The organism is Accumulibacter sp., from assembly GCF_016789985.1.
Lineage (GTDB): Bacteria > Pseudomonadota > Gammaproteobacteria > Burkholderiales > Rhodocyclaceae > Accumulibacter.
In genome coordinates this window covers 1-24,391 of the sequence record NZ_JAEUOL010000292.1, presented here as the reverse complement: position 1 = coordinate 24,391, position 24,391 = coordinate 1, and the positions used below count along the sequence as shown (strand labels likewise).

Here is a 24,391-nt window from a genome sequence, read left to right as displayed (position 1 = left end):
TCGGAAGTCGCCTTCTACTGCGGACTGCTGTGCAGCTTTTCCTGATCCGCCACCCGCGGCCATTGCTGGCGGCCGGCATCTGCTACGGGCAGCTCGATGTCGAGGCGGAAGACCCGCTGCCCATTGCCAGACGCCTGCAGGCGCTGCTGCCCAGCGGCACGCCGGTGATTGCCAGTCCCTTGCAGCGCGCGCGCCACCTTGCCGAAGGATTGCACCGGCAGGCGCGCTTCGACCGGCGACTGCGCGAGATCGATTTCGGCGCATGGGAGGGACGACCCTGGGAGGCGATCGCAAGATCAATGCTCGATGCCTGGGCGGCCGATGTGCTGCACTTCGTCCCGCCAGGCGGTGAGTCGGCCGCCATGCTGCAGGCGCGCGTGGTCGAATGTGTCGCCAGCCTGCGCGGTGAGCGCTTCGCGCTGGTAACCCACGCCGGAGCCATCCGTGCGCTGCTCGGCCACTGGCTGCGCCTGCCGGTCGGCGAATGGAGCCGGCTGGCGATCGATTTCGGCAGCGTCACGCTGCTCGAAATCGATGGCGCGAGCGACCCCTGGCGCGGCGCGAGCGGGCCACCGGCCACCGCCAGCCTGCATTACCTCAACCGCCTGGGTCAGGAGGCACCGACCGGCTGATCAACCGCGCGGATGGTGCTGCGCATGCAAGGTCTTGAGCCGCTCGCGCGCGACGTGGGTGTAGATCTGCGTCGTCGAAATGTCCGAGTGGCCGAGCAGCAACTGTACGACACGCAGGTCCGCGCCGTGGTTGAGCAGGTGGGTGGCAAAAGCATGGCGCAGCACATGCGGCGACAGGCGGGCCGGGTCCATGCCGGCGACCAGAGCATAGCGCTTGATCATCTGCCAGAAGGCCTGCCGGGTCATCGCCGAAGCGCGCGCGGTGACGAAGAGGTCGTCGCTCTGCCGCCCCGCCAGCAAATCCCGCCGTCCCTCGGCAAGATAGCGGCACAGCCAGTCACGCGCCTCCTCGCCCAGTGGCACCAGGCGTTCCTTGCCGCCCTTGCCGAAGACGCGCAAGACGCCCATGTCGAGACTGACCTCGTGCAGGCGAAGGCCGACCAGTTCGCTGACCCGCAGACCGGTCGCGTAGAGCGTCTCCAGCATCGTCCGATCACGCTGGCCGAGCGTCGTGTCGATCGGCGGTGCGGCGAGCAAGCGCTCGACCTGTGCTTCCGAGATCACCTTCGGCAGGCGTGAGGGCTTGCTCGGCATGGCGATCTTCAGCGTCGGATCGCTGCTGCGCAGGCCACGCGCCAACTGGTAACGGTAGAAGCGGCGCAGGGTGGACAGGTATCTCGCCTGCGACGAAGCGCGCAAATTCTGCGAAAGCAGCACGACGAAGCGCAGCAGGGTTGCCTCGTCGATGCTGCGCAGGGAGCCCAACTGCTGCTCGCCGAGCCAGACCGCCAGTTGCAGCAGGTCGCTGCGATAGCTGGCGAGCGACGCCTTGGCCAGCCCGTCCTCGAGCCACAGCGTGTCGCAGAAGGAATCGATCTCGGCGAGATCGGCCGGGTCCGGCTCAACAGCCTTCATGCGCCAGCAGCCAGCGCTTCACGTCGAGCAGGAAACCATCCCGGTGCCGGGCAAAGCCGCCGAGACCGCCCCCTGTCGCGAGGACGCGGTGGCACGGAACGACGACCGGAAACGGGTTGCGGCCACAGGCCTGACCGACCGCCCGTGGCGCATTGCGCAACAGTCTGGCGATTTCGCCATAGCTGCGCGTCTGGTGCTTCGGAATGGCCGCAATTTCCTGCCAGACGCGGCGTTGAAACGGCGTCCCCGAGGCCCGCAAGGGCAGGACGAAAGCGTATTCCGGGTCGGCCAGGTAGGCCGCGAGCTGGCGCGCGGCCTCGGCGGCCAACGCATTGTGCGGCGCGACCTCGGCACCCGGCGGCAGAAAGGCGATGCAGTGAATCTCCGCCTGATCGCAGCACACGCCGAGGTTGAAGCGCGGCGCGGCGACCACCGCCTGCCAGGGCGACTCGATGGCCTCGGCGAATGCGTCCATCACGAGACTCAGGAAACCTTGCCGAGCAGGGCCTGCTTGAGATCGTCCTGCACCGGCTTGTTGCCCAGCCAGATCTTGAGCAGTGCCCGGTAGAAATCCTCGCCGGCGATGTCCTTGCCCTTGACCTGGCCGTTGACGGTCAGCCGCGTGCCGTTTTCCGGCAGCCAGTCGATGACCACCGAGGTGCCCGTCTTCGGCTCACCGGCCGCCAGCATGGTGTCCGAGAACTGCTTCAGGCGATCCTTCAGGCCGGCCATTTCGGCTTCGGAGTGGTTGTTGGCCATGCCTTCCTGCAGGGCTTCGACAAATTGCTGCGACGATAGGTCGCGCAGCAGGCTGATGGTGATGCGCTTGTTGCCCTTGGCGACCAGCACCGCCTCGCTGTCACCGCGTTTCTCGGGCAGGTAGAGCGCCATTGCATAGACCTTGAAGACGGCTTTCTTGCGCAGGCCGGCACCGTTTACCACGAGGTCGGTGCTGCCGACATGGACCTTGTCGTCGAACTTGATTCCGGCAACTTCGACAGCGCTCGCGAGGCTGAAGGACAGGGCGGCAACGGCCGCCAGCAGCAGGTGTTTCATGTCTTCTCCTTGGTGGGTGTTGCTGTTCCGGCGGGTCTGGACAAACCGGCAGCGGCATCCGCCTTCCGCTGCCGGATCCAGCCGGCAGGCAGAGCCGGCTGCACACCCGGCGCCAGGCAAGGGCTAGGCACGTACCTCGCCATTGCCGAGCACGATCCACTTCTGGCTGGTCAGTCCTTCGAGGCCGACCGGTCCGCGAGCATGGATCTTGTCGGTCGAAATGCCGATTTCGGCACCGAGCCCGTACTCGAAACCGTCTGCGAAGCGGGTCGAGGCGTTGACCATCACCGAGGCCGAATCGACCTCGCGCAGGAAGCGCATCGCTGCGCCGTAGTTTTCGGTGACGATGGCGTCAGTATGATGCGAGCCGTAGCGATTGATGTGCTCGATCGCCTCGGCGAGTCCGGCCACCACCTTGACCGAAATGATCGGTGCCAGGAATTCGCAGGCGTAGTCTTCCTCGGTCGCAACGCTCGCGTCCCCGACGATGGCCACGCTTTCCGGGCAGCCGCGAATCTCGACCCCCTTCTGCGTCAGCGAAGCGGCAATCGGCGGCAACAGACGGGCGGCCACCGACCGCGCGAGGAGCAAAGACTCGGCGGTATTGCAGGTTCCGTAGCGCTGGGTCTTGGCATTTTCGACAATCGGCAGCGCTTTCGCGGGGTCCGCCGCATCGTCGATGTAGACGTGGCAGTTGCCGTCGAGATGCTGAATCATCGGTACCCGCGCCTCGGCCAGCAGGCGCGCAACCAGGCCCTTGCCGCCACGCGGCACGATCACATCGACGAACTCGCGCAGCCGGATGAGGTGGCCGACGGCAGCGCGGTCGGTAGTGGACACGACCTGTACGGCATGCGCCGGCAGACCGGCGCTGGCCAGCCCCTCGTGCACCAGTGCGGCAATCGCCCGGTTGCAGCGGATCGCTTCCGAACCACCGCGCAGGATCGAGGCATTGCCCGACTTGAGACACAGCGCCGCCGCATCGGCCGTGACGTTCGGCCGCGCCTCGTAAATGATCCCGATCACTCCGAGCGGCACCCGCATGCGACCGACCTGAATGCCGCTCGGCCGGAACCTCAGGTCAGTGATCTCGCCAACCGGATCGGGCAGGCCGGCAACCTGCTCGACGCCCTCGGCCATCGCGGCAACGCCCTTGGCCGAGAGCGTCAGACGATCAAGCAGGGCCTCTTCGAGCCCGGCGGCACGAGCAGCGGCGACGTCCTCGCGATTGGCGGCAACCAGCGCCTCGCCCTCGCGCCGAATCGCGGCAGCAATCGCGTGCAGCGCACGGTTCTTGGCATTGCTGTCGGCACGGGCGATGAGCCGCGACGCCGCGCGCGCATCGCGGCCAAGCTGTTGCATGTACTGCTCAATGTCCATTGGCTGTTCTCAATGCTGCACAAGCATCGATTATAGCCATCGAGCGCGTGTCAGCGTCAACGGAACCTCTCGCCTGGATTACACTCTCAGGACCATTCCTCCGCTGCCTTGACCGACCATGAAGAAAAAGCTGATCCTGCCCGCCGAGGCGAAAGTCTGCGCCACCTGCAGTTACTGGGACGGCGAGCGAGGCGTCGATACCGAGTTGCGACTGGTGGTGGTCGCCGAGGACTGCGCCGGCGAGTGTCTCGCACAAGGCAGGGATAGTCCCGCCCTCAACGACGCCCGCCGCGAAGGCGAGGACTGTGTCTGGGAACACCTGGCACCCGACTCGCTACCCGACGACCCGGCAAACGGCTGAACCGCATCGGCAGTTCAGCCGTTTGCCTGCCTGTCACGTGGCGACTCGCAGTCCTAACCGGGCGAACTCGTTCCACACGTCGCCAGGTAGCGCGCCCTTGATCATCCGGTCGATGCGCGCCACATGCTCCAGCGCGAGGCTGGCCGGCACACCACGTAATCTCTGCACGGCACGCCTGACCAGCGCCTTCCGCGGTCCCCACACCCTTGCCTCGCGGAGCAGCGCATCAAGCGGCTGGCCGCGCTCGAGGCCGGCCGTGATCTGCGCCAGCGCACGCACCTCCTCGGTCATCGCCCACAGAATCAGCAAAGGCGCCTCGCCCTCCTGCTGCAGGCCGTCAAGGGTACGCATCAGACGCGCCAGATCGCCTCTCAGCAAGGCTTCGCGCAGGCCATCGAGGTCGTAGCGGGCGACGTTGAGCACGGCGTCGCGAATCTGCTCGAGACGCAGCGCGCCGACCGGGTAAAGCACGCCGAGTTTGAGGATTTCCTGATGCGCCGCCAGCAGATTGCCCTCCACACGATCGGCAATGAAACGCAGACCTTCGGCAGTGGTGCTCTGCTGCTGACGGGCGAGGCGGCCGGCAATCCAGCCCGGCAGTTCGGCATTGCCGGGCGGCAGCAGTTTGACGATGGCACCGGCACCGGCCAGAGCGCTCATCCAGGCAGCCTTTTCCTCCCGCCAGTCGACCCCGATCATGCTGACCAGCAACAGCGCATCGGGGGACGGATGCGCACAGTACTCCTGCAACGCGTCACCGCCCTCGCGCCCGGGTTTGCCACCGGGAATGCGCAGATCGATCAGTGTCCGGCCACCGAACAGCGACATGCTGCCCGCCGCGTGGTACAGCTCGTTCCAGTTGAAACCGGCCAGTGCAGTGAGCACGTTGCGCTCGTCGAAACCGCGCCGGCGAGCGGTGATGCGAATGGCATCGGCTGCCTCGATGACCAGCAGCGGCTCGTCGCCATAGACCAGATAGACCGGCTGCAAGTCTCGTTCGAGATGGGCGGCAAGTTGTTCGCCCTTGAGCTGCACGGTCGGCGACCTTACTCGCTGGCGGCGGGAAAAACCGGTCTGGCAGCCGCCAGGCGCCGCATCAACTGCTGCACGAGGTCAATCTCCATGTCCCGCCAGAGCAGCGTTTCCTCCTGCTGCTTGGCCAGCACGTTCGAATCATCGTAGGTCAGATCACGAACCAGTTCGACCTGGCTCGGCGGAACCACATCGCGCCCCTTGTCATCGGTCAACCGGTACTGGTACAGGTAGCGCAGACGCAACTCGCTGATGCGCCCGGTGCCCGACACGGCAAGAATCACCCGGTCGCGATACTCCGAACCTGGCAGGAAGGTGACTTGCGCGTCGCTCGCGGTCTGCGCCAGGCGCGTCGCATCCGATGCCCGGATGTAGCGCTTGAGCTGGGCGCCGATCACCGAATAGTCCGACACCGACAGATAAAGGCTCTCGAAGGGAAAGGAGTAGGCACCGCGCAACTGAAAACCGCAGGCAGCGAGCAACGTCAAAGCGAGAATGAGCCAGATGGACCGTGGTGCTGCGTGCATGGAGTGGTTCCTTGCAGTCTCAGACGACAATATTGACCAGGCGGCCGGGCACGACAACCAGTTTCCTGGGTGTGGCACCGGTCAGATGTCTGCGCGCCGCCTCGCAGGCGAGTGCGGCGGTTTCGATGGTGGTCCGGTCGGCGGTTGCCGGGACCCGCAGGTTGCCACGCAGCTTGCCGTTGATCTGCAGCACCAGTTCGATCTCGTCCTGCACCAGCGCACTCGCATCGGGCTGCGGAAAGGCCTGGCGGCCGGCCGACTCGCCGGGCCTCAACCCGCTGTAAAGCGCTTCGCAGACGTGCGGCACAATCGGGTTGAGCATCAGCACCACCGCCTCCAGTGTCTCCTGCCGGACGGCGCGCGCAGCAACCGAGTCGTCGTTCACCCGCGCGCAGGCGTTGAGCAGTTCCATCACCGCCGCGATCGCCGTATTGAACTGCTTGCGACGGCCGTAGTCGTCGGCGACCTTGCCGATCGTCTGGTGCAACTGCCGGCGCAGGGCCTTCAGTTCGCCGGACAGTTCGCCTTCCGTGTCGGGCGCGGCCGGTCCTGCCGCGACATGCTCGTACACCATTCGCCAGAGTCGCTTGAGAAAGCGAAACGCCCCCTCGACGCCGGCATCGGACCACTCCAGCGACTGGTCGGGCGGACTGGCGAACATGATGAAAAGGCGTGCCGTATCGGCACCGTACTGGTCGATCAGCGCCTGCGGATCGACGCCGTTGTTCTTGGACTTCGACATCTTCTCGATGCCGCCGACCACCACCGGCAACCCATCGGCACGCAAGATCGCGCCACTGGCTCGCCCACGCTCGTCATGTGCAGTATCCACCTCGGCCGGATTGATCCATTGCTTCTTGCCGTGGCTGTCTTCGCGGTAGAAGGTTGGCGCGACGACCATGCCCTGGGTCAGCAGGTTGGCAAAGGGTTCGTCCAGCCCCTGCGCGCCGAACAGGCCGAGGTCGCGCATCAGCTTGGTCCAGAAACGCGAATAGAGAAGGTGCAGGATGGCGTGTTCAATGCCGCCAATGTACTGATCGATGCCCCCCCGACACCAGTAGGCCACCCGCTCGTCGACCATCGCCTGGTCGTTATCGGGACAGCAGTAGCGCAGGAAGTACCAGGACGACTCGACAAAGGTATCCATCGTATCGGTTTCGCGCCGCGCCGGCTGACCGCATTTCGGGCACTGGCAGCCGTGAAACTCCGGCATGCGTGCCAGCGGCGAACCGGCCCCGGTGATGGTGACATTCTCGGGCAGGGCGACCGGCAGATCGCGGTCAGGCACCGGCACGTCGCCGCAGGCGGTACAGTGGATGATCGGAATCGGGCAGCCCCAGTAACGCTGGCGCGAAATGCCCCAGTCGCGCAGGCGAAACTGGACCTTCTTGTCACCGAGCTGGCGGGCGGCCAGGTCCGCGGCGATCACGTCGACGGCAGCCGCACACGAGAGGCCGTCGTACTTGCCGGAGTTGACACAGACGCCGCGCTGCTTGTCAGCGTACCACTCCTGCCAGACCTCGGACGAGAAGGCCTCGCCCTCGACCGCGATTACCTGGCGGATCGGCAGTCCATACCTGCGGGCAAAGGCGAAATCGCGCTCGTCGTGCGCCGGCACGGCCATCACCGCGCCATCGCCATAGCCCATCAACACATAGTTGCCGATCCACACCTCGACTGGCTCGCCGCTCAGCGGATGGGTGACGAAAATTCCGGTCGGCACACCTTTTTTTTCCATCGTCGCCAGATCGGCTTCGGCAACACCGCCCTGCTTGCATTCCTCGACGAAAGCCGCCACGTTCGCGTCGCGTGCCGCCGCGTAACTGGCCAGCGGATGCTCTGCGGCGACGGCGCAGAAGGTAACGCCCATGATGGTATCGGCACGCGTCGTAAACACCCAGAGCTGGCCGGAGCGGCCAGCGAGCTCGTAAGGGAAGGCGAAGCGCACGCCGGTACTCTTGCCGATCCAGTTCTTCTGCATCAGCCGAACCTGCTCCGGCCAGCCCTCCAGCTTGTCGAGAGCGGCCAGCAGTTCGTCCGCGTAGGCGGTGATCTTCATGTAGTACATGGGGATTTCGCGCTTCTCGATCAGCGCCCCCGAACGCCAGCCACGGCCATCGATCACCTGTTCGTTGGCCAGCACCGTCTGATCCACCGGATCCCAGTTCACCGTTCCCAGCCGTTTGTAGATCAGGCCTCTTTCGTATAGGCGGGTGAACAGCCACTGCTCCCAGCGGTAGTATTCCGGCCGGCAGGTGGCGATCTCGCGTTCCCAGTCGAGAGCGAAGCCCAGGCGCTGCAACTGCGCCTTCATGTATGCAATATTGGCGTAGGTCCATTGCGCCGGCGGCACATTGTTCTGGATCGCCGCATTCTCCGCCGGCATGCCGAACGCGTCCCAGCCCATCGGCTGCAGAACGTTGTAGCCGAGCATCTGGTGGAAGCGCGCGAGCACATCGCCGATCGTGTAATTGCGCACGTGCCCCATGTGCAGCTTGCCCGAGGGGTAGGGGAACATCGACAGGCAGTAGTACTTGGGCCGCCCGGGATGCTCGATGGCACGTGCCGCGCCGCTGATCTTCCAGAGTTCCTGAGCGGCGACTTCCACGTCCGCGGGCTGATACTTTTCCTGCATGGCCGGTAACGATCCCGTAAATGACTTAGCCGGGGATTATACCCATACACGCCGGCCCCTGCTCCGGCGACAGTCGATACTTGTCTGCTCAGCTACGGGGATCCGGCGTGAAGCCGCCCGGGAAGGGATTCGGCAACGGCGACCGCGCTGGGCGCGGGATGATGCCCTGGGCAAGCAACCTGGCGCGACTGTCATAATGGATGCTGACGATCTCGACCGGCGCGTCGCTGGCACGGCGGAACTCGGTGTACTGCGTCGGCGCGCTGAGGCGTTCGCCATGCCCCGTGCCGAGGCGTCTTGCCGGCTGTGCCACTGCTGTCTCCTCCGCTGGCCGCTCCTCGCCCGCTGCGGCGGCAGCCTTGGCCGCGGCGGGCGAGGCGGCGCCCTCGACCGCCCCGAGCGCGTCGCTACTGCGCGCCGACGGTGGAGAAGGCAGCCTAGCCTCCCGATAAACGGCCACGCCAATCACTCCGACGTTCTGCGGGCGGTCGGTGCGACCAGCGTAGCTATCAGCAACGCTGGTGAAGTAGAACGCGGCAACTTCATCCATGCTCTTGCGCCAGCCGGAAACCTCGGCCGACTGCCAGGCCGGCAGAACGTAACCCGGCTGGGCGGTGGCAGCCGTCTGGCCATTCAGGGCGTTGACGCCGTCAACCGAGACGACGGTCAGCAGGCGCCCGCCGGTCTTGTTGTGCAGCACGACGCTGTAACGATTGCCGGGAGTCCCGGCGACATAGAGGCGCCCGTGGTGGCGGTACACCTCCAGTCGCTGACCAGTGTTGCGATCGACGATGCCGATGTCGACCAGCCCGCCGGCATCGGCGAAACCGATGCAAGCAACCAGTGGCAGGACGGCGAACAGGGTGGCGAGCTTTTTCATGACGGTCTCCTGGCGTGAATGGACAACCGTGTAAACGCCAGCCACTGGCGAAAGGGGTCAAATCAAGGACGAAATTCTTCCGGCAAGGGATAGTCCGGGTAGACCCGCCGGAACTCGCGTAACTGGCTTTCGGCCTCTTCCGGATTGCCTTGACGACGTAGTGCACGAATTTCATCGAGCCAGTCGCTGGCCGCGCGCCCCTCCTCGGGGCGCGACTTGGTCAGGGCCGACGGTGGCGCCACAGCTGCGGCGGGGGCCGGCTTGAGCGGAGCTGCATCCTGGCGGGTGGTAGCCGTACCGAGCGCAGCCGGTGCGGCAGGAGCGCCCGCCGTGCCGTTGTGAGGCACGGCAGCGGCCGGCAGGGCAGCCTCGCTGCTCTCACCAACGGCGTTGCTGGCCGGCAGCCGAGCGATGCGCTCAGCAGGCACGCGGCCTGACGGTGGCACCATCGGCCGCAGCACCTCGACCGGGAGCGATGGCTGAGCATCGCCAGAGTCTCGTTTGACCGCCTCGGCGAGGCGACTGTCGGCAGCCTGCTCGGAGGAAGTAGCAGCCGCTGGCGCGGCGCGCCCGACGGCTGCTTTCTGCGAGGCTGCCCTTCCTTCCGGCGCCAGGACGACGGGCCGCCGCTCGTGCAACAGGGCGAGCGACAGTGTCAGGACGAGCGTCGTGCCCAGCGCCAGCGGTGTGCGCCACCGTTGCCACCAGCCGGGCACTTTCCTGCTCGTTCGGTCGGCAACGGCAACCCGCGCCGCAGCCAGGATGCGCTCATCGACCGCTGTCGACGGTTGCTCGGTGGCATGCTTCCGATAGAATTCGGAGACTTGCGGGTCTTTCGGTGAATCCTCGTGCACTTCATTCATAGCAGATCCCGCAAGGCGTGCCGGAGTTTGCCGAGCGCATAACGCAGGCGGCTCTTGGTGGTCTCGCGGCCAACGCCGGTGGCCTGCGCGATTTCCTCCAGTGTCAGCCCACCCTCTTCGGTCAGCAGGAAGACTTCACGCTGCAGTGGCGGCAAGTCGGCCAGCGCCAGACTGATCCGCTGGGCGGCATCCTGTCGCTCGTACAGCACGTGCGGCATCTCGTGCGTGGCGGCGGGCAGCCGCTCGATCAGATCGCCGATCTCGTCCAGGTCATCGTCGGCAGCGTCGGGAACGGAATGCGCCGGTATCTGCGGTGCGTGCTTACGATAGTGGTCGATCAGCCGATGGCGGGCAATGCGGAACAGCCAGGTCGAAAAGCGCGCCAGCGGTTCGTAGCCGGTGCGGGCATTGACTACCCTGAACCAGACATCCTGATGCAGTTCCTCGGCCAGAGCCGGGTTGCCGCACTGCCGCAGCAGGTAGCGATAAAGCGAGCCGCGGTAACGATCGTAGAGCATTGCGAACGCATCAGCGTCACCAGCACCGTAGGCCAGCATCAGTCGTTCGTCGCTCCAGTCCGCCTGCATGCCAGCAGTCTAGCGAGTACGTGGGCAAACGCAAGCTTGTAGTGCGGACAGCGGTGAATGCCGTACACGCGATGTTAGAATCGTCTCATCCTTGGCGCAGGGGACCGTCCATGAATCGGCATTGCTTACATGTTTTCCTTGGCGGCTGCTTGCTGGCCGGCTTTCTCCGGTCACCCCTGGCGCGGGCCGCACCGGCTGCCGACGCGGTGGTGGACGGCGTCCTCCCCCCGGCCTGGATCGAGCGCCAAGGTACCCGGCAGACACTGGCACCCGGACTCGTTCTGCAGAATCGCGATCGTGTGATCACCGGTACCGCAGCTCGGGTACGGATTCGCCTGCGCGATGGCAGTAACCTACATCTGGCGGCCGACACCCGCCTCGAACTGAATGCCCTGAGCGTACGTGCGCAGGACGTCTTTACCGCAGCGCTCGATGTCCCCCAGGGCGCCGTGCGCTTCACGACCGAAGCTCTCGCCAGATCCATCCGGCAACGCGCCGTCAATCTGCGCGTCGGCAGCATCACTGCAAGCATTCGCGGTACCGACCTGTGGGGCCAGGCCGACGCGGAGGGAGACCGCATCTGTCTGCTGGAGGGCAGCATCACGGTATTGCACCCGAACGCCGAGGCGCTGCAGATCGCTGAGGCCGCGAGTTGCTACAGGGCTGATCCGGGGGACAGGTCGCCTGCGCTCGAGACGGTCAGCGCCGGGCAACTGTCATGGTGGAGCGCATTGACGGCAATGCCGGCGACCGCCTCCCGCTCCCCCGTCACCCCCGCGGCAAGCGCTTATGTCCGACGTGGCGGAAGCTGGGCAATCGAACTGGCCACACTCGACAGCGAAGCAGCGGCCTTGTCGCTCTACGACCGGGCCCGCGGCGCCGGCTACCCGGTCCGAATCAAACCCGTGGCCAGGGCGGGAGGTGGTTATGATTACTCGATTCGTCTCGGACAGTTGGCCTCGCAAGCCGAGGCTGCCAACGTGGCGGTGCAAATGGCTCGGTCGCTGCAGATTGCACCGCCCGTGGCGATGAGGCAGTGAGTCAAAGAAAAAGAGAATGAAGATGGCACGGGCAACGCTATGTCACCCATCAGAAAGCGTGCCGCTGTGGACCCAAAAAACTCTCCCAGTTCGACTGCCACAGCCTGACCAGATTTTGCGCAGTGATCAGGTTCAACTTCGAGATGCGGTTCTGGTGACGCCATAGCCAGGAGACGCAGGTTTTCGAGCCGGTCGTCTCACGGACCACCGAACGACAACCTTCCGCTTCGGCGTAATCGACGAAACGCTCCACCGCCAAGCGGTAGTAGTCGGAACTGTCACAGCAGCCAGCCATCACTTCAGCTTCGCCGGCGGCGCGCCGCCACAGCTTGAGCGCAAGCTCCTCGCTGATGCCCGTCTTGTGGGCGATCCACGGCAAGATTTTCGGTGCTTTCATGCAAGTACTCCTGAGATACTGGGGATGCCACGCGCTTCACACAACCGGCTGCTATCTGATGAGCCAAGCCATTGTTGCAGCGCAGCATGATTATAGCGGATGTCCTTCGGAAAAGTGAGTATTTACCTCTAGTTTCCTTCTTGATCCGGGTCAAGCCATTGGAAATTGCTCCCTCGATTGATCATCAACCCTTGCTGCCTACGGCTCCGGGTGCCGTTCGATCTGCCCTACAACCTGCTCCGGCAAACGAAAGTCTGTCTCGCCCTTGCCCCCGTTTCCCGCTGATCCAAAAACAGCTTAACACCGCATTGAACGCTCTGCCGTGAAGAAGTCCACACCATGACTCAGGTTGTTTCACTGGCTGACTCACCGCACGACGAGCGACCGTGATCGTTTTGGTTTCGATGCATTCGGCGACCAGGAGGCGGTGACCCCTAGGGGTCGGATGGTGCCCGGGTTCAGCCACTTGTCGGCAGCGGCAGTCGCCGGCGGAGTTCCTCACCAGGCCTTTTTCCGGTTCGCGCCGGGTGAGCAAGTCCAGGTCGGAGCAGCACATGCCCTCTTCTCGGGTTCCCCACCAGTGCTTCGGTGTCGTCCGGCGCCGACACAAGAATACCGGGGAACGGGAAGCGATTCGCTGGATGGCCTGCGCTGCCCGAAGAGACCCCGGTTTGCCGGGGTCTCCGGGTGCTTCTGAAACACCTAAAGAGCCGGATACTTGGCCGGATCGGACAGTCTTTCGAGGACCTTGCTCAACTCGGGCAGGGTAATCCCTTCATCGTAGATCCCCGCGCTGACCTGGATGCCCGCAGCGAAAGAGATGTCCGCGGCCGTTGCGTAGGAAACCTTGCGCGACAGTCGTCCGGCGCCTGGCTTGGGCCAGCTATACTCCACCCAGCCGCCACGCGGTTCGTTCCCGGCCTTGCACAGATCCTTGAAGATATACTTGCCCGAGTTGTCGGTGATCTGCATGATCGGCTTGCCAACCAGATCGGGCCGCAACGGGTGCGCGATCATGCGGTCCTTCCGGCAATCGTAGACAAACACGTAGCTGTCCTTCCACACCCACCTGCCATCCTTCTGGTTGAAGTCGGCATAGGCGGAAGCACCTTTGTCGTGCAGATACCTGGCTGCTGCGCGCACCTTGTTCACCACATCCTCGGCATTCGCCACGTCTGTTTCCGTGGGCATCGCGGCGAAGGCCGCGCCGCAGGCAAACGCCAATCCTGCCCATCCAATCGTTCTTGCAAGCTTCATCGCACGCTTCTCCCCGTTTTTCTGTTCAGCGGTATTGGGAACACCAGCCCTGGGCATTGCTCCTTCGTTTCCAGCGGCTGTGGCAACAGGCCCTAGCCGATCCATGGCTTGCCGACCGGCAGAACGTCCCGGCCGAACAGATCAGCATAAATGATGTGCGCCATGATGTACCACGCCATTGCCGCTGTCACCATCAATTCGTAGCCAGCCACCACCGTCAGGTCAGGATAGCCGAAGTGCGCCAGATCGAGCAGGATGAAGCCAATCAGCAATAACGTGAAAGTGATCGCCAACGCGCTACTGACGCGCATCGCACCAACCCACAGGATGACCGTAAACAGCGTCCAGGCGACCAGGAACCATCCCACATCGGTCTTGCTGGAGATGTAGATGTTGTAGTGATTGCCCACCAGGAGCAAGGTCAGGGCAATCCAGAAACAACCGTAGCCGGTAAAGGCACAATAGCCAAAATTGTTGCCGGTTTTCATTTCCTGCAGCCCGGCGATCATCTGCGCCAAGCCACCAAAGATCAGGCCGAGCCAGACTACCGGACCCAATCCCATCCACCCCACGTTGTGAAACTGCAGCACCATTGTGGTCAGGCCAAAACCTGCCAGACCGACAACGGCCGGATTACCGAGCTTCTGCTCTGCCATGAACCATCCTCCCGAGTACTCGTTATGAGACAAGATAACACCTCGACGCCCCAATTAAACCGGCCTCCCTGATCGCGGGTTGATGCCATCGGTTTCGGCGCGAACGACCGTTTCTATTCTACCTGCATAGCCCCGGCCAGGCAAACGAGCATTCAGCCGACCTGGCGCGCATGACAAACCATCAGGAGGAGCTCGGGTTCCCCGTGAACGTCCCCCTCCGTCGTCTTTACGACGGCCGTACTCCCCGGCAAGTCGTTGGCGCACTGTTTCCGGACAATCTGCTGCAGGCATCCAAAGAGCAGTTCCAGCAGGGCAAAGGCAATGCCCGACATCAGCAAGGATACGACTCCGCCGGCCGACGCCGCCAGCAGCCAGCACTCGACCTGTCGTACGACCCAGGCCAGATTGTGCCTGCTTCCGCGCCGCCGGCCGCTCCTGCTGTCACGCACGGCGTCTTGCCCGGCGGGCGGAGGAGCCGGACAGCCGACGGGCATCCTCCTCGACCGGATACTGTATGTATGCCGCTCAACTCGCAACGTGGCATTGCGCAGATGGTGCTCCTGCACGGCAGCCGGCACGTCGGCCTGACAAACGCCACTGGCGAAGAGCAATGACCAGGCCAAGCGCCGGGCACGTCAAAGTTGATACTCCTCGTCCGGCCGGGCACCGGCCAGCGCCATGTCGACCGCTCTCCTGGTCAGATGCGGCGCGAAGATCTCGATGAAATCGTACTCGTAGCGCCGAACGTGCGTGCCGCGCCGCAAACCGATGCGCGTCGTGTTCGAGCCGAACAGATGCTCGGCGGGCAGCGCCTGCAGGCCGATATCGCGTTGCGGGTCGAAGGCCATGCGCGCGATGATCCCCAAGCCCAGGCCAAGCCCGACGTAGGTCTTGATCACGTCGGCATCGATCGCGGTGAGCACGACATTGGGCTTGAGTTGCGCCAGGTCGAAAGCCTTGTTGATGCGCGACCGACCAGCGAAGGCCGGGTCGTAGGTGATCAAGGGCCAGCGCGCCAGCGCGTTGAGCGACAGGGACCTTTCGTCGAGGATCGGATGCCCGTCAGGAGCGATGACGCAGTGCACCCACTGGTAACAGGGCAGCATCACCAGTTGCGGGTACTGGTCGAGCGCCTCGGTGGCGATGGCGATGTCGGCCTCGCCTTTCAGTGTCCATTCGGCAATTTGCGCCGGATGTCCCTGATGCAGCGACAAGCGCACCAGCGGATGGCGATCGACAAAGCTCTTGACCACGGCAGGCAGCGCATAGCGTGCCTGGGTATGCGTCGTCGCGATGACCAGGCTGCCTGAATCACCGCCGGAATACTCCTCACCAATCCGCCGGATGTTCTCGGCGTCGCGCAGAATGCGCTCGGCGATCTCGAGCACCACCCGGCCCGGCTCGGTGATCGCGGTCAGGCGTTTGCCACCTCGCTCGAAAACGGTCACTCCGAGCTCTTCCTCGAGCAGCCTGATCTGCTTGGAAATTCCCGGTTGCGACGTATACAGGGCTTCGGCCGCTTCCGAGACGTTGAGACCGCGGCGCGCCACTTCGACGAGATAACGGAGTTGCTGGAGCTTCATGCATGGAACAGTCCAATTGGTTATAACAATCTAACCGAATATTCTTTTTCGATCAATTCCGGCACTGCTACCATGCGCGCTCTTCTTGATGTTGCGGCGCGCCATGGACTGGATGTATACCTTGTCGGGATTCGTCGTCGGCGCCATCGTCGGACTCACCGGGGTTGGCGGCGGTTCGCTGATGACGCCGCTGCTGGTTCTGTTGTTCGGCATCCATCCGGCAACGGCGGTCGGTACCGACCTGCTCTATGCAGCGATCACCAAGGCGGGCGGCACAGTCGTGCACGCCCGCAAGGGACACATCGATTGGCGAGTCACCCGCCTGCTGGCTGGCGGCAGCATCCCGGCAGCGATGCTGACCATCTGGGTGCTGTCCATGTTGCCCAAACAGAGTGCGCATGTCTCGCAGATCATTTCGGTGTCACTCGGCATCGCACTACTGCTCACCGCCGCCGCGATCATCTTCCGCCAGCGCTTGCTGCAGCAGGCCTTGGCGCACGCCGACGATGCGGCGCACACGCAGTACCGCGGGTCGATTACCGTTGCGGTCGGCGCGCTGCTCGGAATCCTGGTGAGCATTTCCTCGGTCGGCGCCGGCGCCCTCGGCGTCGCCGTGCTGTTCTACCTTTACCCCCGGTTGCCAGCGATTCGCATCGTCGGCAGCGATGTGGCGCATGCCGTGCCGCTGACCCTGGTTGCCGGCCTCGGGCACTGGCTGATCGGCAGCGTCGACTGGTCGCTGCTCGGCAGCCTGCTGCTCGGCTCACTGCCCGGCATCTGGCTCGGCAGCCACGCCTCGGCGAAGGTTCCGGACCGGATTCTGCGCCCCATCCTGGCCGGCATGCTGCTGCTCATCGGCGGCAAACTCATCGCGCAGTAGGCTTGTGACGCGACCTCGAACAGGCAGAACCTCATTGACCCAAGGAGCGAGCGATGTATCGCTACGACCGTACCGACCAACAGATCATCGACCAACGTGTCGCCCAGTACCGTGACCAGATCCGCCGCCATCTGGCCGGCCAACTGTCCACCGACGAACTGCGCCCACTGCGCCTGCAGAATGGCCTCTACATCCAGCGCCACGGCCCGATGCTGCGTATCGCCATCCCCTATGGCATGCTCTCGGCAACGCAACTGCGCAAGCTGGCCGAGATTTCGCGTCGCTATGATCGCTCTGTGGGCCACTTCACGACGCGCCAGAACATGCAGCTCAACTGGCCCAAGTTCGAGGAAACACCGGATATCCTGGCCGAACTGGCGAGCGTCGAGATGCACGCCGTGCAGACTTCGGGCAACTGTGTGCGCAACATCACCACCGACCAGTTCGCCGGCGTCGCGCCCGACGAGCTGACCGACCCGCGCCCCTACTGCGAACTGCTGCGCCAGTGGTCGACCTTCCATCCGGAATTCGCCTTCCTGCCGCGCAAGTTCAAGATCGCGGTCAATGCTGCAACGGCGGACCGCGCAGTGATTCGCGCGCACGACATCGGCCTTGATCTGATCCGCGACGACAGCGGCGAAATCGGTTTTCGTGTCTTCGTCGGAGGCGGCCTCGGGCGAACGCCGATTCTCGGCAAGATGGTTCGCGAGTTCCTGCCACGCCGTCACATGCTCTCCTACCTCGAAGCCATCCTGCGGGTCTATAACCGTTACGGCCGCCGCGACAACATGTACAAGGCACGCATCAAGATTCTCGTGCAGGCGCTGGGAATCGAAGACTTCGGCCGCCAGATCGAGGAGGAATGGTCATACCAGCAGGACGGCCCGAGCACCGTGCCCGACGAAGAGTTCGAACGCATCGCGCGGCACTTCGACCCACCGGCCCGGGAAACGCTGCCCGCCGAGGACGCACTGCACGCCGCGCGATTCAGGAACGACCGCGCTTTCGCCAACTGGGTCAGGCGCTGCGTGCACGCCCACCGGACGCCCGGCTACGCCGCCGTCACGCTGTCGCTGAAGGCGCCGGGGGCCGCTCCCGGCGACATCACGGAAGCACAGATGATCGCCGTCGCCGACCTCGCCGAGCGTTTCAGCTTTGGCGAACTGCGCGTCACCCACGAGCAGAACATCGTGCTCGCCGACGTCAGACAGCGCGACCTGCACGAAGTGTGGCAGATCGCCCGCCGCCAGCGCCTGGCAACCGCCAACATCGGCCTGCTGACCGACATGATCTGCTGCCCCGGCGGCGATCTTTGCGCCCTGGCCAATGCCCGCTCGGTACCGATCGCCGCGGCAGTAAACGAGAAGTTCGACGATCTCGACTACCTCTACGACATCGGCGACATCTCGCTGAACATCTCCGGGTGCATGAACTCCTGTGGCCACCACCACGTTGCCAACATCGGCATCCTCGGCGTCGACAAGAACGACGAGGAGTGGTATCAGATCACCGTTGGCGGCCAGCAGGGCAACACGGCCACCATAGGCAAGGTGATCGGGCCTTCGTTCTATGCGCAGGAAGTGCCGGAGGTCATCGAGGCGCTGATCAGCGTCTACCTCGAGCAGCGCACGCCGGGCGAGCGCTTCATCGATACCTTGCAGCGGATCGGTCTCGATCCCTTCAAAGCCCGTGCCTATGTCGGCCGCGACCGGCGCAGAAGCGCCAAGGTCGAAACCCGGGAGCTCGTCAATGCCTAGAATCATCAAGCACCATCAGATCGTCGACGATCCCTGGCAGATCCTCACGCTGACCGACGGCGAAACACCCGGGACGGTTGCCCTGCCCGCCGCACCGGTGCTGCTCCCGCTGGCCGTCTGGCTGGCGCGACGGGACGAAATCCTCGCCCGCTACCAGCAGCCCGGTGTCTGGCTGGACAGCGACGAGGACCCGGAAGCTCTGGCCGGCGACATCGCTCGACTGACCGTCATCGGCGTCAATTTCCCCAAGTTTACCGACGGCCGCGGTTACTCGAGCGCCCGCCTGCTGCGCGAGCGTTACCACTATGCGGGTGAGATCCGGGCAATCGGTGACGTGCTGCAGGACCAGCTTTTCTTCATGCGACGTTGCGGCATCGACGCCTATGCGCTGCGTCCCGACAAGAACCTCGAACAGGCGCTGGCCGGGCTGTCGGTGTTCAGCGAAACCTACCAGGCCGGCGTCGACCAGCCACAGCCGCTGTTCCTGCGGCGGTTGACAGAGGCGACGGCATGAGGATCGACCTCGCCGAACCGGCACTGCTCGACCGCCTCAGCGCGCGGGTCCAGGCAGCGCGCTGCCTGCTGCGCGAGATTGCCAGCGACTTCTCGCCGGCCGGCTTCGCCAGCAGTCTCGGTGCCGAAGACATGGTGCTGACCGACCTGATCGTCGGTGACCGTTTGCCGATCGAGATCTTTTCGCTCGACACCGGCCGCCTGCCGCCCGAAACCTACGACCTGATCGCCGAAGTCCGCAAACACTACGGTCTGGCATTGCGCCTGTACTATCCGCGACACGATCTGCTCGAAGCCTGGACGCACGAACACGGGATCAATGCGTTCTACGAATCGGTCGAGCTGCGCAAGGGCTGCTGTTTCGTGCGCAAGGTCGAACCGCTGCAGCGCGCCCTGACCGGGCGAAAAGCCTGGGTCACCGGCATGCGCGCGCAACAGGCAGCCACCCGTGACGGGCTGCCGCTGCGCAGTGTGGACACGGCGAACGGCGGCCTGCAAAAGTTCAACCCGCTCGCCGAATGGAGCGAACACGAAGTATGGGCCTATCTCAAGCTGAACAAAGTGCCCTACAACGCACTGCACGACTGCTTCTACCCGAGCATCGGCTGCGCGCCGTGCACCCGGCCGGTGACCCCCGGCGAGGACGTCCGCGCCGGCCGCTGGTGGTGGGAAAACCCGCAATCCAGGGAATGCGGCCTGCACGTCAGGCGCCCATGAAGTCCACACTCACAGGTCAGGCATGAGTACTGCAACGCTCTCGAAAGTCACCCTTTCTCATCTCGACTGGCTCGAATCCGAGGCCATCCACATCATGCGCGAGGTTGCCGGGCAGTGCAGCAACCCGGTGCTGCTGTTCTCCGGTGGCAAGGATTCGATCTGCATGCTGCGCATCGCCGAGAAGGCCTTCCGCCCCGGCCGCTTCCCCTTTCCGCTGCTGCACGTCGATACCGGACACAACTACCGCGAAGTCACCGATTTCCGCGACCGACGGGCAACGGAACTCGGCGAACGGCTGATCGTACGCTCGGTTGAAGACTCGATGGCGCGCGGCACGGTGGTGCTCAAGACCGCCGACGAACCACGCAACAAGCACCAGTCGGTGACGCTGCTCGAGGCCATCGAGGAATTCGGCTTCGACGCGTGCATCGGCGGCGCCCGCCGTGACGAGGAAAAGGCGCGGGCGAAGGAACGCATCTTTTCCTTCCGCGACGAATTCGGACAGTGGGACCCGAAGAACCAGCGACCCGAGCTTTGGGATCTGTACAACGCGCGCAGCTTCAAGGGTGAAAACATCCGCGTCTTCCCGATCTCGAACTGGACCGAGTTCGACGTCTGGCAATACATCGAGCGCGAGAACCTCGCGCTTCCGTCGATCTACTTCGCACACCGACGGCCGATCGTACGCCGCGCCGGAGGTCTGCTGCCGGTCACCGAAGTGACGCCGGCAAGACCCGGCGAGACGGTCGAGGAGCTGATGGTTCGTTTCCGTACGGTTGGCGACATCACCTGCACCGCACCGGTCGAATCGGATGCCGACAGCGTCGCCCGGATCATCGCGGAAACGGCGGTGACGACGATCACCGAGCGCGGCGCCACCCGCCTCGACGACCAGACCTCCGACGCATCGATGGAACAACGAAAGAAAGAAGGCTATTTCTGATGTCAGCAATCGAGAAGCTCCCCACCGAAGCCATTCCGGACAACGGCCTGCTGCGCTTTCTCACCTGCGGCAGCGTCGATGACGGCAAGAGTACCCTGATTGGCCGTCTGCTTTTCGACAGCAAGACGATTCTCGCCGACACCCTGCACGCCATTCAGCGCACCTCGGCGAAACGCGGTCTGGACATCGTAGACCTGTCGTTGCTGACCGACGGACTGCAGGCCGAACGTGAACAGGGAATCACCATCGACGTTGCGTATCGCTACTTCACTACCGGGACACGCAAATACATCATCGCCGATGCCCCGGGTCACGAGCAATACACCCGCAACATGGTGACCGCGGCGTCGACCGCCGACCTGGCGATCATCCTGATCGACGCGCGCAAAGGCGTGCTGACCCAGACGCGCCGTCACTCTTATCTCGCCCACCTGCTCGGCATCCCGCACGTGGTCGTGGCGGTGAACAAGATGGACCTGGTCGACTATTCGTCAGAGGCCTTCGCACGAATCACGGCCGATTATCTCGATTTCGCTGGACGACTGGGCATCGCCGACGTGCGCTTCATCCCGATGTCGGCGCTGCACGGCGACATGATCGTCGAGCGCGGCAAAAACCTGCACTGGTACGACGGCCCGACGCTGTTCGAGATCCTGGAAAACGTGCCGGCAATCCACGCCGAACACGCCGAGAGGTTCCGCTTTCCGGTGCAATACGTCTGCCGACCGCAGGATTCGTCCAACCCCGAGCTGCACGATTATCGCGGTTTCATGGGCCGCGTCGAGTCCGGGGAGTTGCTGATCGGCGATGCCGTCACGGTGCTGCCTTCCGGGCGTGAAAGCCGCGTCAAGGACATCAGGATCCTTGGCCGGTCGCTGCCGCACGCGGTGGCCGAGCAATCGGTGACCCTCCTGCTCGCGGACGAGATCGACATTTCGCGCGGCGACATGATCGTCAAGAGTGGCGAACTGCCGCAGATCAGCAAGCAGGTCGACGCCATGCTGTGCTGGCTGTCGGAGTCACCGCTCGATCCGCGCCGCAAGTATCTCCTGCGCCACACGACGCGTGACAGCAAGGCGATGCTCGCCGGTATCGCCTTCCGGGTCGACATCAACACGCTGGAACAGCAGCCCGCCGATCGGCTGGTGATGAACGACATCGCGCGCGTCAGTTTCAAGCTAGCGCAACCGATTTTCGCCGACCCCTACGCGGAAAGCCGGGGCACCGGAGCGTTCATTGTCATCGACGAGTCGTCGAACAACACCGTGGGCGCCGGCATGATCGTCTGAGCCAGCTCCGGCGGCCAACGCCGAGCGGTGCAACAGGTGGCTCGGTGTGTTTGACCTCGACCCCAAGCGCACCGATACTAGTGTTGTTTCGCCCACACCCCGCGTCGCCCTCCGGCCGGCATGTGGAGGTGTTTCCCACTCTGGAGGCTCCATTCACCATGGATATCCACGGCAAGCCCATCGAGCAACGCATCGAATGGCTGTTCGGCCTGGCCGACCGCCACAGCGCAATTTTCCGCAGTCCGGAAGCCTGGCTGGCACGCCAGCGCTATCTGGCCGAACACCCGACCGCGATCGCGGTGCTCAAATGCATGGACGGCCGGATCAACATTCCCGTCGCCACCAACACCCCGGTCGGCATCCTGATGCCCTTCCGCAACCTGGGCGGCATCTTCGATCTCGGTTGGCCGCATCTTGGCGAAGTACTCGCACATCACGTCCAGCGCGTCGTCAGTGCCGGTCGCAACGTCGTCTTCCTGGTCACCTACCATTATTCGCAGGGCGAGCCGCGGCGGGGCTGCGCCGGCTTCCAGTACGATACGGCGGCGGCCATCGCCCATACCTACGAGATCCGCCACCAAGTCGAGCATATCTTCGGCAGCGACCACAGCACCGTCTATCCGCTGGTCTGCGGCTTCGAAACCGACGAGGACGCTCTGGTCATCCATGGCACGGCGGGCGACCGGCTGGATCTGGCAACGCTGACTTCGACCGACCGGGCAACGCTCGAACTTCGCCTTGCCGCCCTGTTGCCTGACATGCCGGCTCGCATGCGCGCCGACCTGCTGCCGCTGCTCTACGGCAATCTCGAACATATCGAGAACGTACGCGCGCAGATTCGCCGCAGCGAGCGGCTGCTCGACATCGAGCACCGCGAGTGGATGATCTGCCTCGGCCGCGGCTTCGATTTTCTGCACACGCCCAACATCGCGCTGATCATCGGGCCTTACAGCCCCAACCTCGACGTGCCGATCCGCAGGGCAGCCGGGATCATCGAAGCCAACATGCAGGCGGGACGCATCCCGGACGATGGCTTCCTCCTGCTCGCCTCGGTGCCCTACGACGAGATTGGCGTGGATCGGGCACGGGCCGAACTGAAATCGCGCTTTCTGTCGACCTTCGCCGCCGAGGTCATCCGCGCTGAGTTCCCGCAGCTTGGCGAACAGATGACCATTCGCACGGCGGTCCTCGATTGGCGTTCCCGAGCCCTGGAGACGATCGCCGTGCACCGTGACTGACCGGTAACACTCGTGGCTGCCAGGTTGCCGTGACAGACCGCAGGGCGCCACCGGCACGGGACGAAGCTGTTAGAATTGCGCCTCCGCTCCTGCACGCTGCAGCCTCTCCTGGCCTTGCTCATGTCCTCGCCTTCACGCCTGATCTTCGGGTTCCATTCGATCCTCGCCAAATTGCGCCACGATCCCGGCGCAGTGCGCGAGATCTACGTCGACGTGATGCGCAGCGACAGCCGTATGCGCGACCTGCGCAGCCATGCCGACTTCGCCGGGGCACGCGTCCTGCCGGTAGAGCACACACGACTCGAAGCCATGGCGCCGGGCGCCAGACACCAGGGTGTCATCGCCACGGTCGATGCGACGCAACGTCATGTGACACTGGACGATGTGCTCGACACGCTGGACGAACCGGCCTTCCTGCTGGTCCTTGACGGCATCCAGGATCCGCACAACCTTGGCGCTTGCCTGCGCGTCGCCGATGCCGTCGGAGCACACGCCATCATTGCCCCAAAGGACCGCGCCGTCGGCCTGACGCAAACGGCTGTCAAGGTGGCCAGCGGCGCTGCCGAGACGGTCCCCTACATCACCGTCACCAACCTCGCGCGCAGCTTGCGCCAACTGAAGGAACGCGGCATCTGGGTTGTCGGTGCCGATGGCAAGGCGAAAGAGGATCTCTACACCGCCCGCTGGCCGGTCGCCTGCGCCTGGGTCCTCGGTGCGGAAGGTGAAGGATTGCGTCGCCTGACTCGCGAGACCTGCGATCAACTGGTGAGCATCCCGATGCTCGGCTCGGTAGCCAGCCTGAATGTATCGGTAGCCACCGGCGTCTGTCTCTACGAGGCGAGGCGGCGCGCCGGGGGGTGAATCGGCCGGCCCGCCGGATGGGTTGTCCGGGCCGGCCGTGGAAGCGTTAGGTCTTGTACGAGTAACGGTAGACGTAACCCTTGTAGCCGTAGCGATAACTCTGGCGACTGACGTTGAGGTCATTGAAGACAAAGCCCTTGACCTGGACGCCCGCCTGGCTCAGTCGTCTTACCGCCTGCTCGAGCTCGCGAATCGGGTGCTTGCCGGCCCGCGCGACCATCAGCGTCGCTCCGACATGGCGGCCGATGATCGCTGCATCGGAAACGGCGAGCACCGGCGGAGCATCGACGATGACCGTGTCGAAGCGCGCCGCGAGTTCGGCGAGCATCATTGCGAAACGCTCGTGCATCAAGAGTTCGGACGGGTTGGGTGGAATCTGCCCGGTCGTGACC

General features: G+C 64.3%; 26 protein-coding genes and 1 pseudogene. 11 read left to right on the top strand and 16 right to left on the bottom strand.

Annotated elements, in window-relative coordinates:
• On the top strand, positions 1-632 hold a 632-nt coding region (cobC, locus tag JNK99_RS17110; protein ID WP_291855546.1), incomplete at its 5' end, for an alpha-ribazole phosphatase family protein.
• On the opposite strand, the gene xerD is transcribed toward cobC, so the two are convergent.
• The 4 genes from xerD to JNK99_RS17090 all read right to left on the bottom strand — a co-directional run bounded on the left by xerD (position 633) and on the right by JNK99_RS17090 (position 3,983).
• Positions 633-1,547, bottom strand: coding sequence for a site-specific tyrosine recombinase XerD (gene xerD, locus JNK99_RS17105; RefSeq protein WP_291855543.1), 915 nt, complete (start codon positions 1,545-1,547; stop codon positions 633-635).
• Positions 1,534-2,022, bottom strand: a complete 489-nt coding sequence (locus JNK99_RS17100; RefSeq protein ID WP_291855540.1) for a methylated-DNA--[protein]-cysteine S-methyltransferase — start codon at positions 2,020-2,022, stop codon at positions 1,534-1,536. The genes xerD and JNK99_RS17100 overlap by 14 nt, the downstream gene beginning before the upstream one ends.
• 8 nt (positions 2,023-2,030) lie before the next feature.
• On the bottom strand, positions 2,031-2,603 hold the full coding sequence (locus tag JNK99_RS17095; protein ID WP_291855537.1) for a chalcone isomerase family protein: 573 nt from the start codon (positions 2,601-2,603) through the stop codon (positions 2,031-2,033).
• Positions 2,604-2,726: 123 nt separating this feature from the next.
• Positions 2,727-3,983, bottom strand: a complete 1,257-nt coding sequence (locus JNK99_RS17090) for a glutamate-5-semialdehyde dehydrogenase (RefSeq protein ID WP_291855535.1) — start codon at positions 3,981-3,983, stop codon at positions 2,727-2,729.
• 118 nt (positions 3,984-4,101) lie between these two features.
• Here JNK99_RS17090 and JNK99_RS17085 point away from each other — a divergent pair, with 118 nt between their 5' ends.
• Complete coding sequence (locus JNK99_RS17085; RefSeq protein ID WP_291855532.1) at positions 4,102-4,344, top strand: hypothetical protein; 243 nt, start codon at positions 4,102-4,104, stop codon at positions 4,342-4,344.
• Between the two features lie 33 nt (positions 4,345-4,377).
• Here JNK99_RS17085 and holA read toward each other — a convergent pair whose 3' ends face one another.
• The 6 genes from holA to JNK99_RS17055 form a co-directional block, all read right to left on the bottom strand.
• The gene (gene holA / locus JNK99_RS17080; protein ID WP_291855529.1) at positions 4,378-5,379 is read right to left on the bottom strand and encodes a DNA polymerase III subunit delta; all 1,002 of its coding nucleotides are present in this window, start codon (positions 5,377-5,379) and stop codon (positions 4,378-4,380) included.
• An 11-nt stretch (positions 5,380-5,390) separates the two neighbouring features.
• Positions 5,391-5,903: an LPS assembly lipoprotein LptE gene (gene lptE / locus JNK99_RS17075; RefSeq protein WP_291855526.1), complete on the bottom strand. Its 513-nt coding sequence runs from the start codon at positions 5,901-5,903 to the stop codon at positions 5,391-5,393.
• A 19-nt stretch (positions 5,904-5,922) separates the two neighbouring features.
• The gene (leuS, locus tag JNK99_RS17070) at positions 5,923-8,538 is read right to left on the bottom strand and encodes a leucine--tRNA ligase (protein WP_291855525.1); all 2,616 of its coding nucleotides are present in this window, start codon (positions 8,536-8,538) and stop codon (positions 5,923-5,925) included.
• Between the two features lie 88 nt (positions 8,539-8,626).
• A complete protein-coding gene (locus JNK99_RS17065; protein WP_291855522.1) occupies positions 8,627-9,418 on the bottom strand; it encodes a hypothetical protein in 792 nt (263 codons plus the stop codon).
• Between the two features lie 62 nt (positions 9,419-9,480).
• On the bottom strand, positions 9,481-10,281 hold the full coding sequence (locus tag JNK99_RS17060) for a hypothetical protein (protein ID WP_291855520.1): 801 nt from the start codon (positions 10,279-10,281) through the stop codon (positions 9,481-9,483).
• Positions 10,278-10,868 carry an RNA polymerase sigma factor gene (locus JNK99_RS17055; RefSeq protein WP_291855517.1) on the bottom strand — a complete coding sequence of 197 codons (591 nt, stop codon included), beginning with the start codon at positions 10,866-10,868 and terminating at the stop codon, positions 10,278-10,280. The genes JNK99_RS17060 and JNK99_RS17055 overlap by 4 nt, the downstream gene beginning before the upstream one ends.
• Positions 10,869-10,978: 110 nt before the next feature.
• Here JNK99_RS17055 and JNK99_RS17050 point away from each other — a divergent pair, with 110 nt between their 5' ends.
• Positions 10,979-11,908: a FecR domain-containing protein gene (locus JNK99_RS17050; protein WP_291855514.1), complete on the top strand. Its 930-nt coding sequence runs from the start codon at positions 10,979-10,981 to the stop codon at positions 11,906-11,908.
• Positions 11,909-11,957: 49 nt separating this feature from the next.
• On the opposite strand, the gene JNK99_RS17045 is transcribed toward JNK99_RS17050, so the two are convergent.
• The 5 genes from JNK99_RS17045 to cysB all read right to left on the bottom strand — a co-directional run bounded on the left by JNK99_RS17045 (position 11,958) and on the right by cysB (position 15,801).
• On the bottom strand, positions 11,958-12,305 hold the full coding sequence (locus JNK99_RS17045) for a hypothetical protein (protein ID WP_291855511.1): 348 nt from the start codon (positions 12,303-12,305) through the stop codon (positions 11,958-11,960).
• 702 nt (positions 12,306-13,007) lie between these two features.
• Positions 13,008-13,562 carry a cache domain-containing protein gene (locus JNK99_RS17040; protein ID WP_366518778.1) on the bottom strand — a complete coding sequence of 185 codons (555 nt, stop codon included), beginning with the start codon at positions 13,560-13,562 and terminating at the stop codon, positions 13,008-13,010.
• 92 nt (positions 13,563-13,654) lie between these two features.
• Positions 13,655-14,218 (bottom strand): acetate uptake transporter, encoded by a 564-nt coding sequence (locus JNK99_RS17035; RefSeq protein WP_291855509.1) that lies wholly within the window; start codon positions 14,216-14,218, stop codon positions 13,655-13,657.
• 152 nt (positions 14,219-14,370) lie between these two features.
• Positions 14,371-14,667, bottom strand: coding sequence for a hypothetical protein (locus JNK99_RS17030; RefSeq protein WP_291855508.1), 297 nt, complete (start codon positions 14,665-14,667; stop codon positions 14,371-14,373).
• A 186-nt stretch (positions 14,668-14,853) separates the two neighbouring features.
• The gene (cysB, locus tag JNK99_RS17025) at positions 14,854-15,801 is read right to left on the bottom strand and encodes an HTH-type transcriptional regulator CysB (protein ID WP_291855505.1); all 948 of its coding nucleotides are present in this window, start codon (positions 15,799-15,801) and stop codon (positions 14,854-14,856) included.
• A gap of 103 nt (positions 15,802-15,904) precedes the next feature.
• Between cysB and JNK99_RS17020 the strand changes: the two genes are divergently transcribed.
• From JNK99_RS17020 to rlmB, 8 genes are all read left to right on the top strand, one after another.
• Positions 15,905-16,681: a sulfite exporter TauE/SafE family protein gene (locus tag JNK99_RS17020; RefSeq protein WP_291855552.1), complete on the top strand. Its 777-nt coding sequence runs from the start codon at positions 15,905-15,907 to the stop codon at positions 16,679-16,681.
• Between the two features lie 53 nt (positions 16,682-16,734).
• The gene (locus tag JNK99_RS17015) at positions 16,735-18,438 is read left to right on the top strand and encodes a nitrite/sulfite reductase (RefSeq protein WP_291855503.1); all 1,704 of its coding nucleotides are present in this window, start codon (positions 16,735-16,737) and stop codon (positions 18,436-18,438) included.
• Positions 18,431-18,952 (top strand): DUF934 domain-containing protein, encoded by a 522-nt coding sequence (locus JNK99_RS17010; RefSeq protein WP_291855500.1) that lies wholly within the window; start codon positions 18,431-18,433, stop codon positions 18,950-18,952. The genes JNK99_RS17015 and JNK99_RS17010 overlap by 8 nt, the downstream gene beginning before the upstream one ends.
• Positions 18,949-19,668 (top strand): phosphoadenylyl-sulfate reductase, encoded by a 720-nt coding sequence (locus JNK99_RS17005; RefSeq protein ID WP_291855497.1) that lies wholly within the window; start codon positions 18,949-18,951, stop codon positions 19,666-19,668. The genes JNK99_RS17010 and JNK99_RS17005 overlap by 4 nt, the downstream gene beginning before the upstream one ends.
• 22 nt (positions 19,669-19,690) lie before the next feature.
• Positions 19,691-20,611 (top strand): sulfate adenylyltransferase subunit CysD, encoded by a 921-nt coding sequence (gene cysD / locus JNK99_RS17000; protein WP_291855494.1) that lies wholly within the window; start codon positions 19,691-19,693, stop codon positions 20,609-20,611.
• Complete coding sequence (locus tag JNK99_RS16995) at positions 20,611-21,900, top strand: GTP-binding protein (RefSeq protein WP_291855491.1); 1,290 nt, start codon at positions 20,611-20,613, stop codon at positions 21,898-21,900. Before cysD ends, JNK99_RS16995 begins: the two co-directional genes overlap by 1 nt.
• Before the next feature lie 158 nt (positions 21,901-22,058).
• Positions 22,059-23,138, top strand: coding sequence for a carboxysome shell carbonic anhydrase domain-containg protein (locus JNK99_RS16990; RefSeq protein WP_291855548.1), 1,080 nt, complete (start codon positions 22,059-22,061; stop codon positions 23,136-23,138).
• Positions 23,139-23,258: 120 nt separating this feature from the next.
• Positions 23,259-23,999 carry a 23S rRNA (guanosine(2251)-2'-O)-methyltransferase RlmB gene (gene rlmB / locus JNK99_RS16985; RefSeq protein ID WP_291855488.1) on the top strand — a complete coding sequence of 247 codons (741 nt, stop codon included), beginning with the start codon at positions 23,259-23,261 and terminating at the stop codon, positions 23,997-23,999.
• Between the two features lie 46 nt (positions 24,000-24,045).
• Here rlmB and JNK99_RS16980 read toward each other — a convergent pair.
• A pseudogene (locus tag JNK99_RS16980) lies at positions 24,046-24,391 on the bottom strand (capsular biosynthesis protein); the annotation flags it as partial.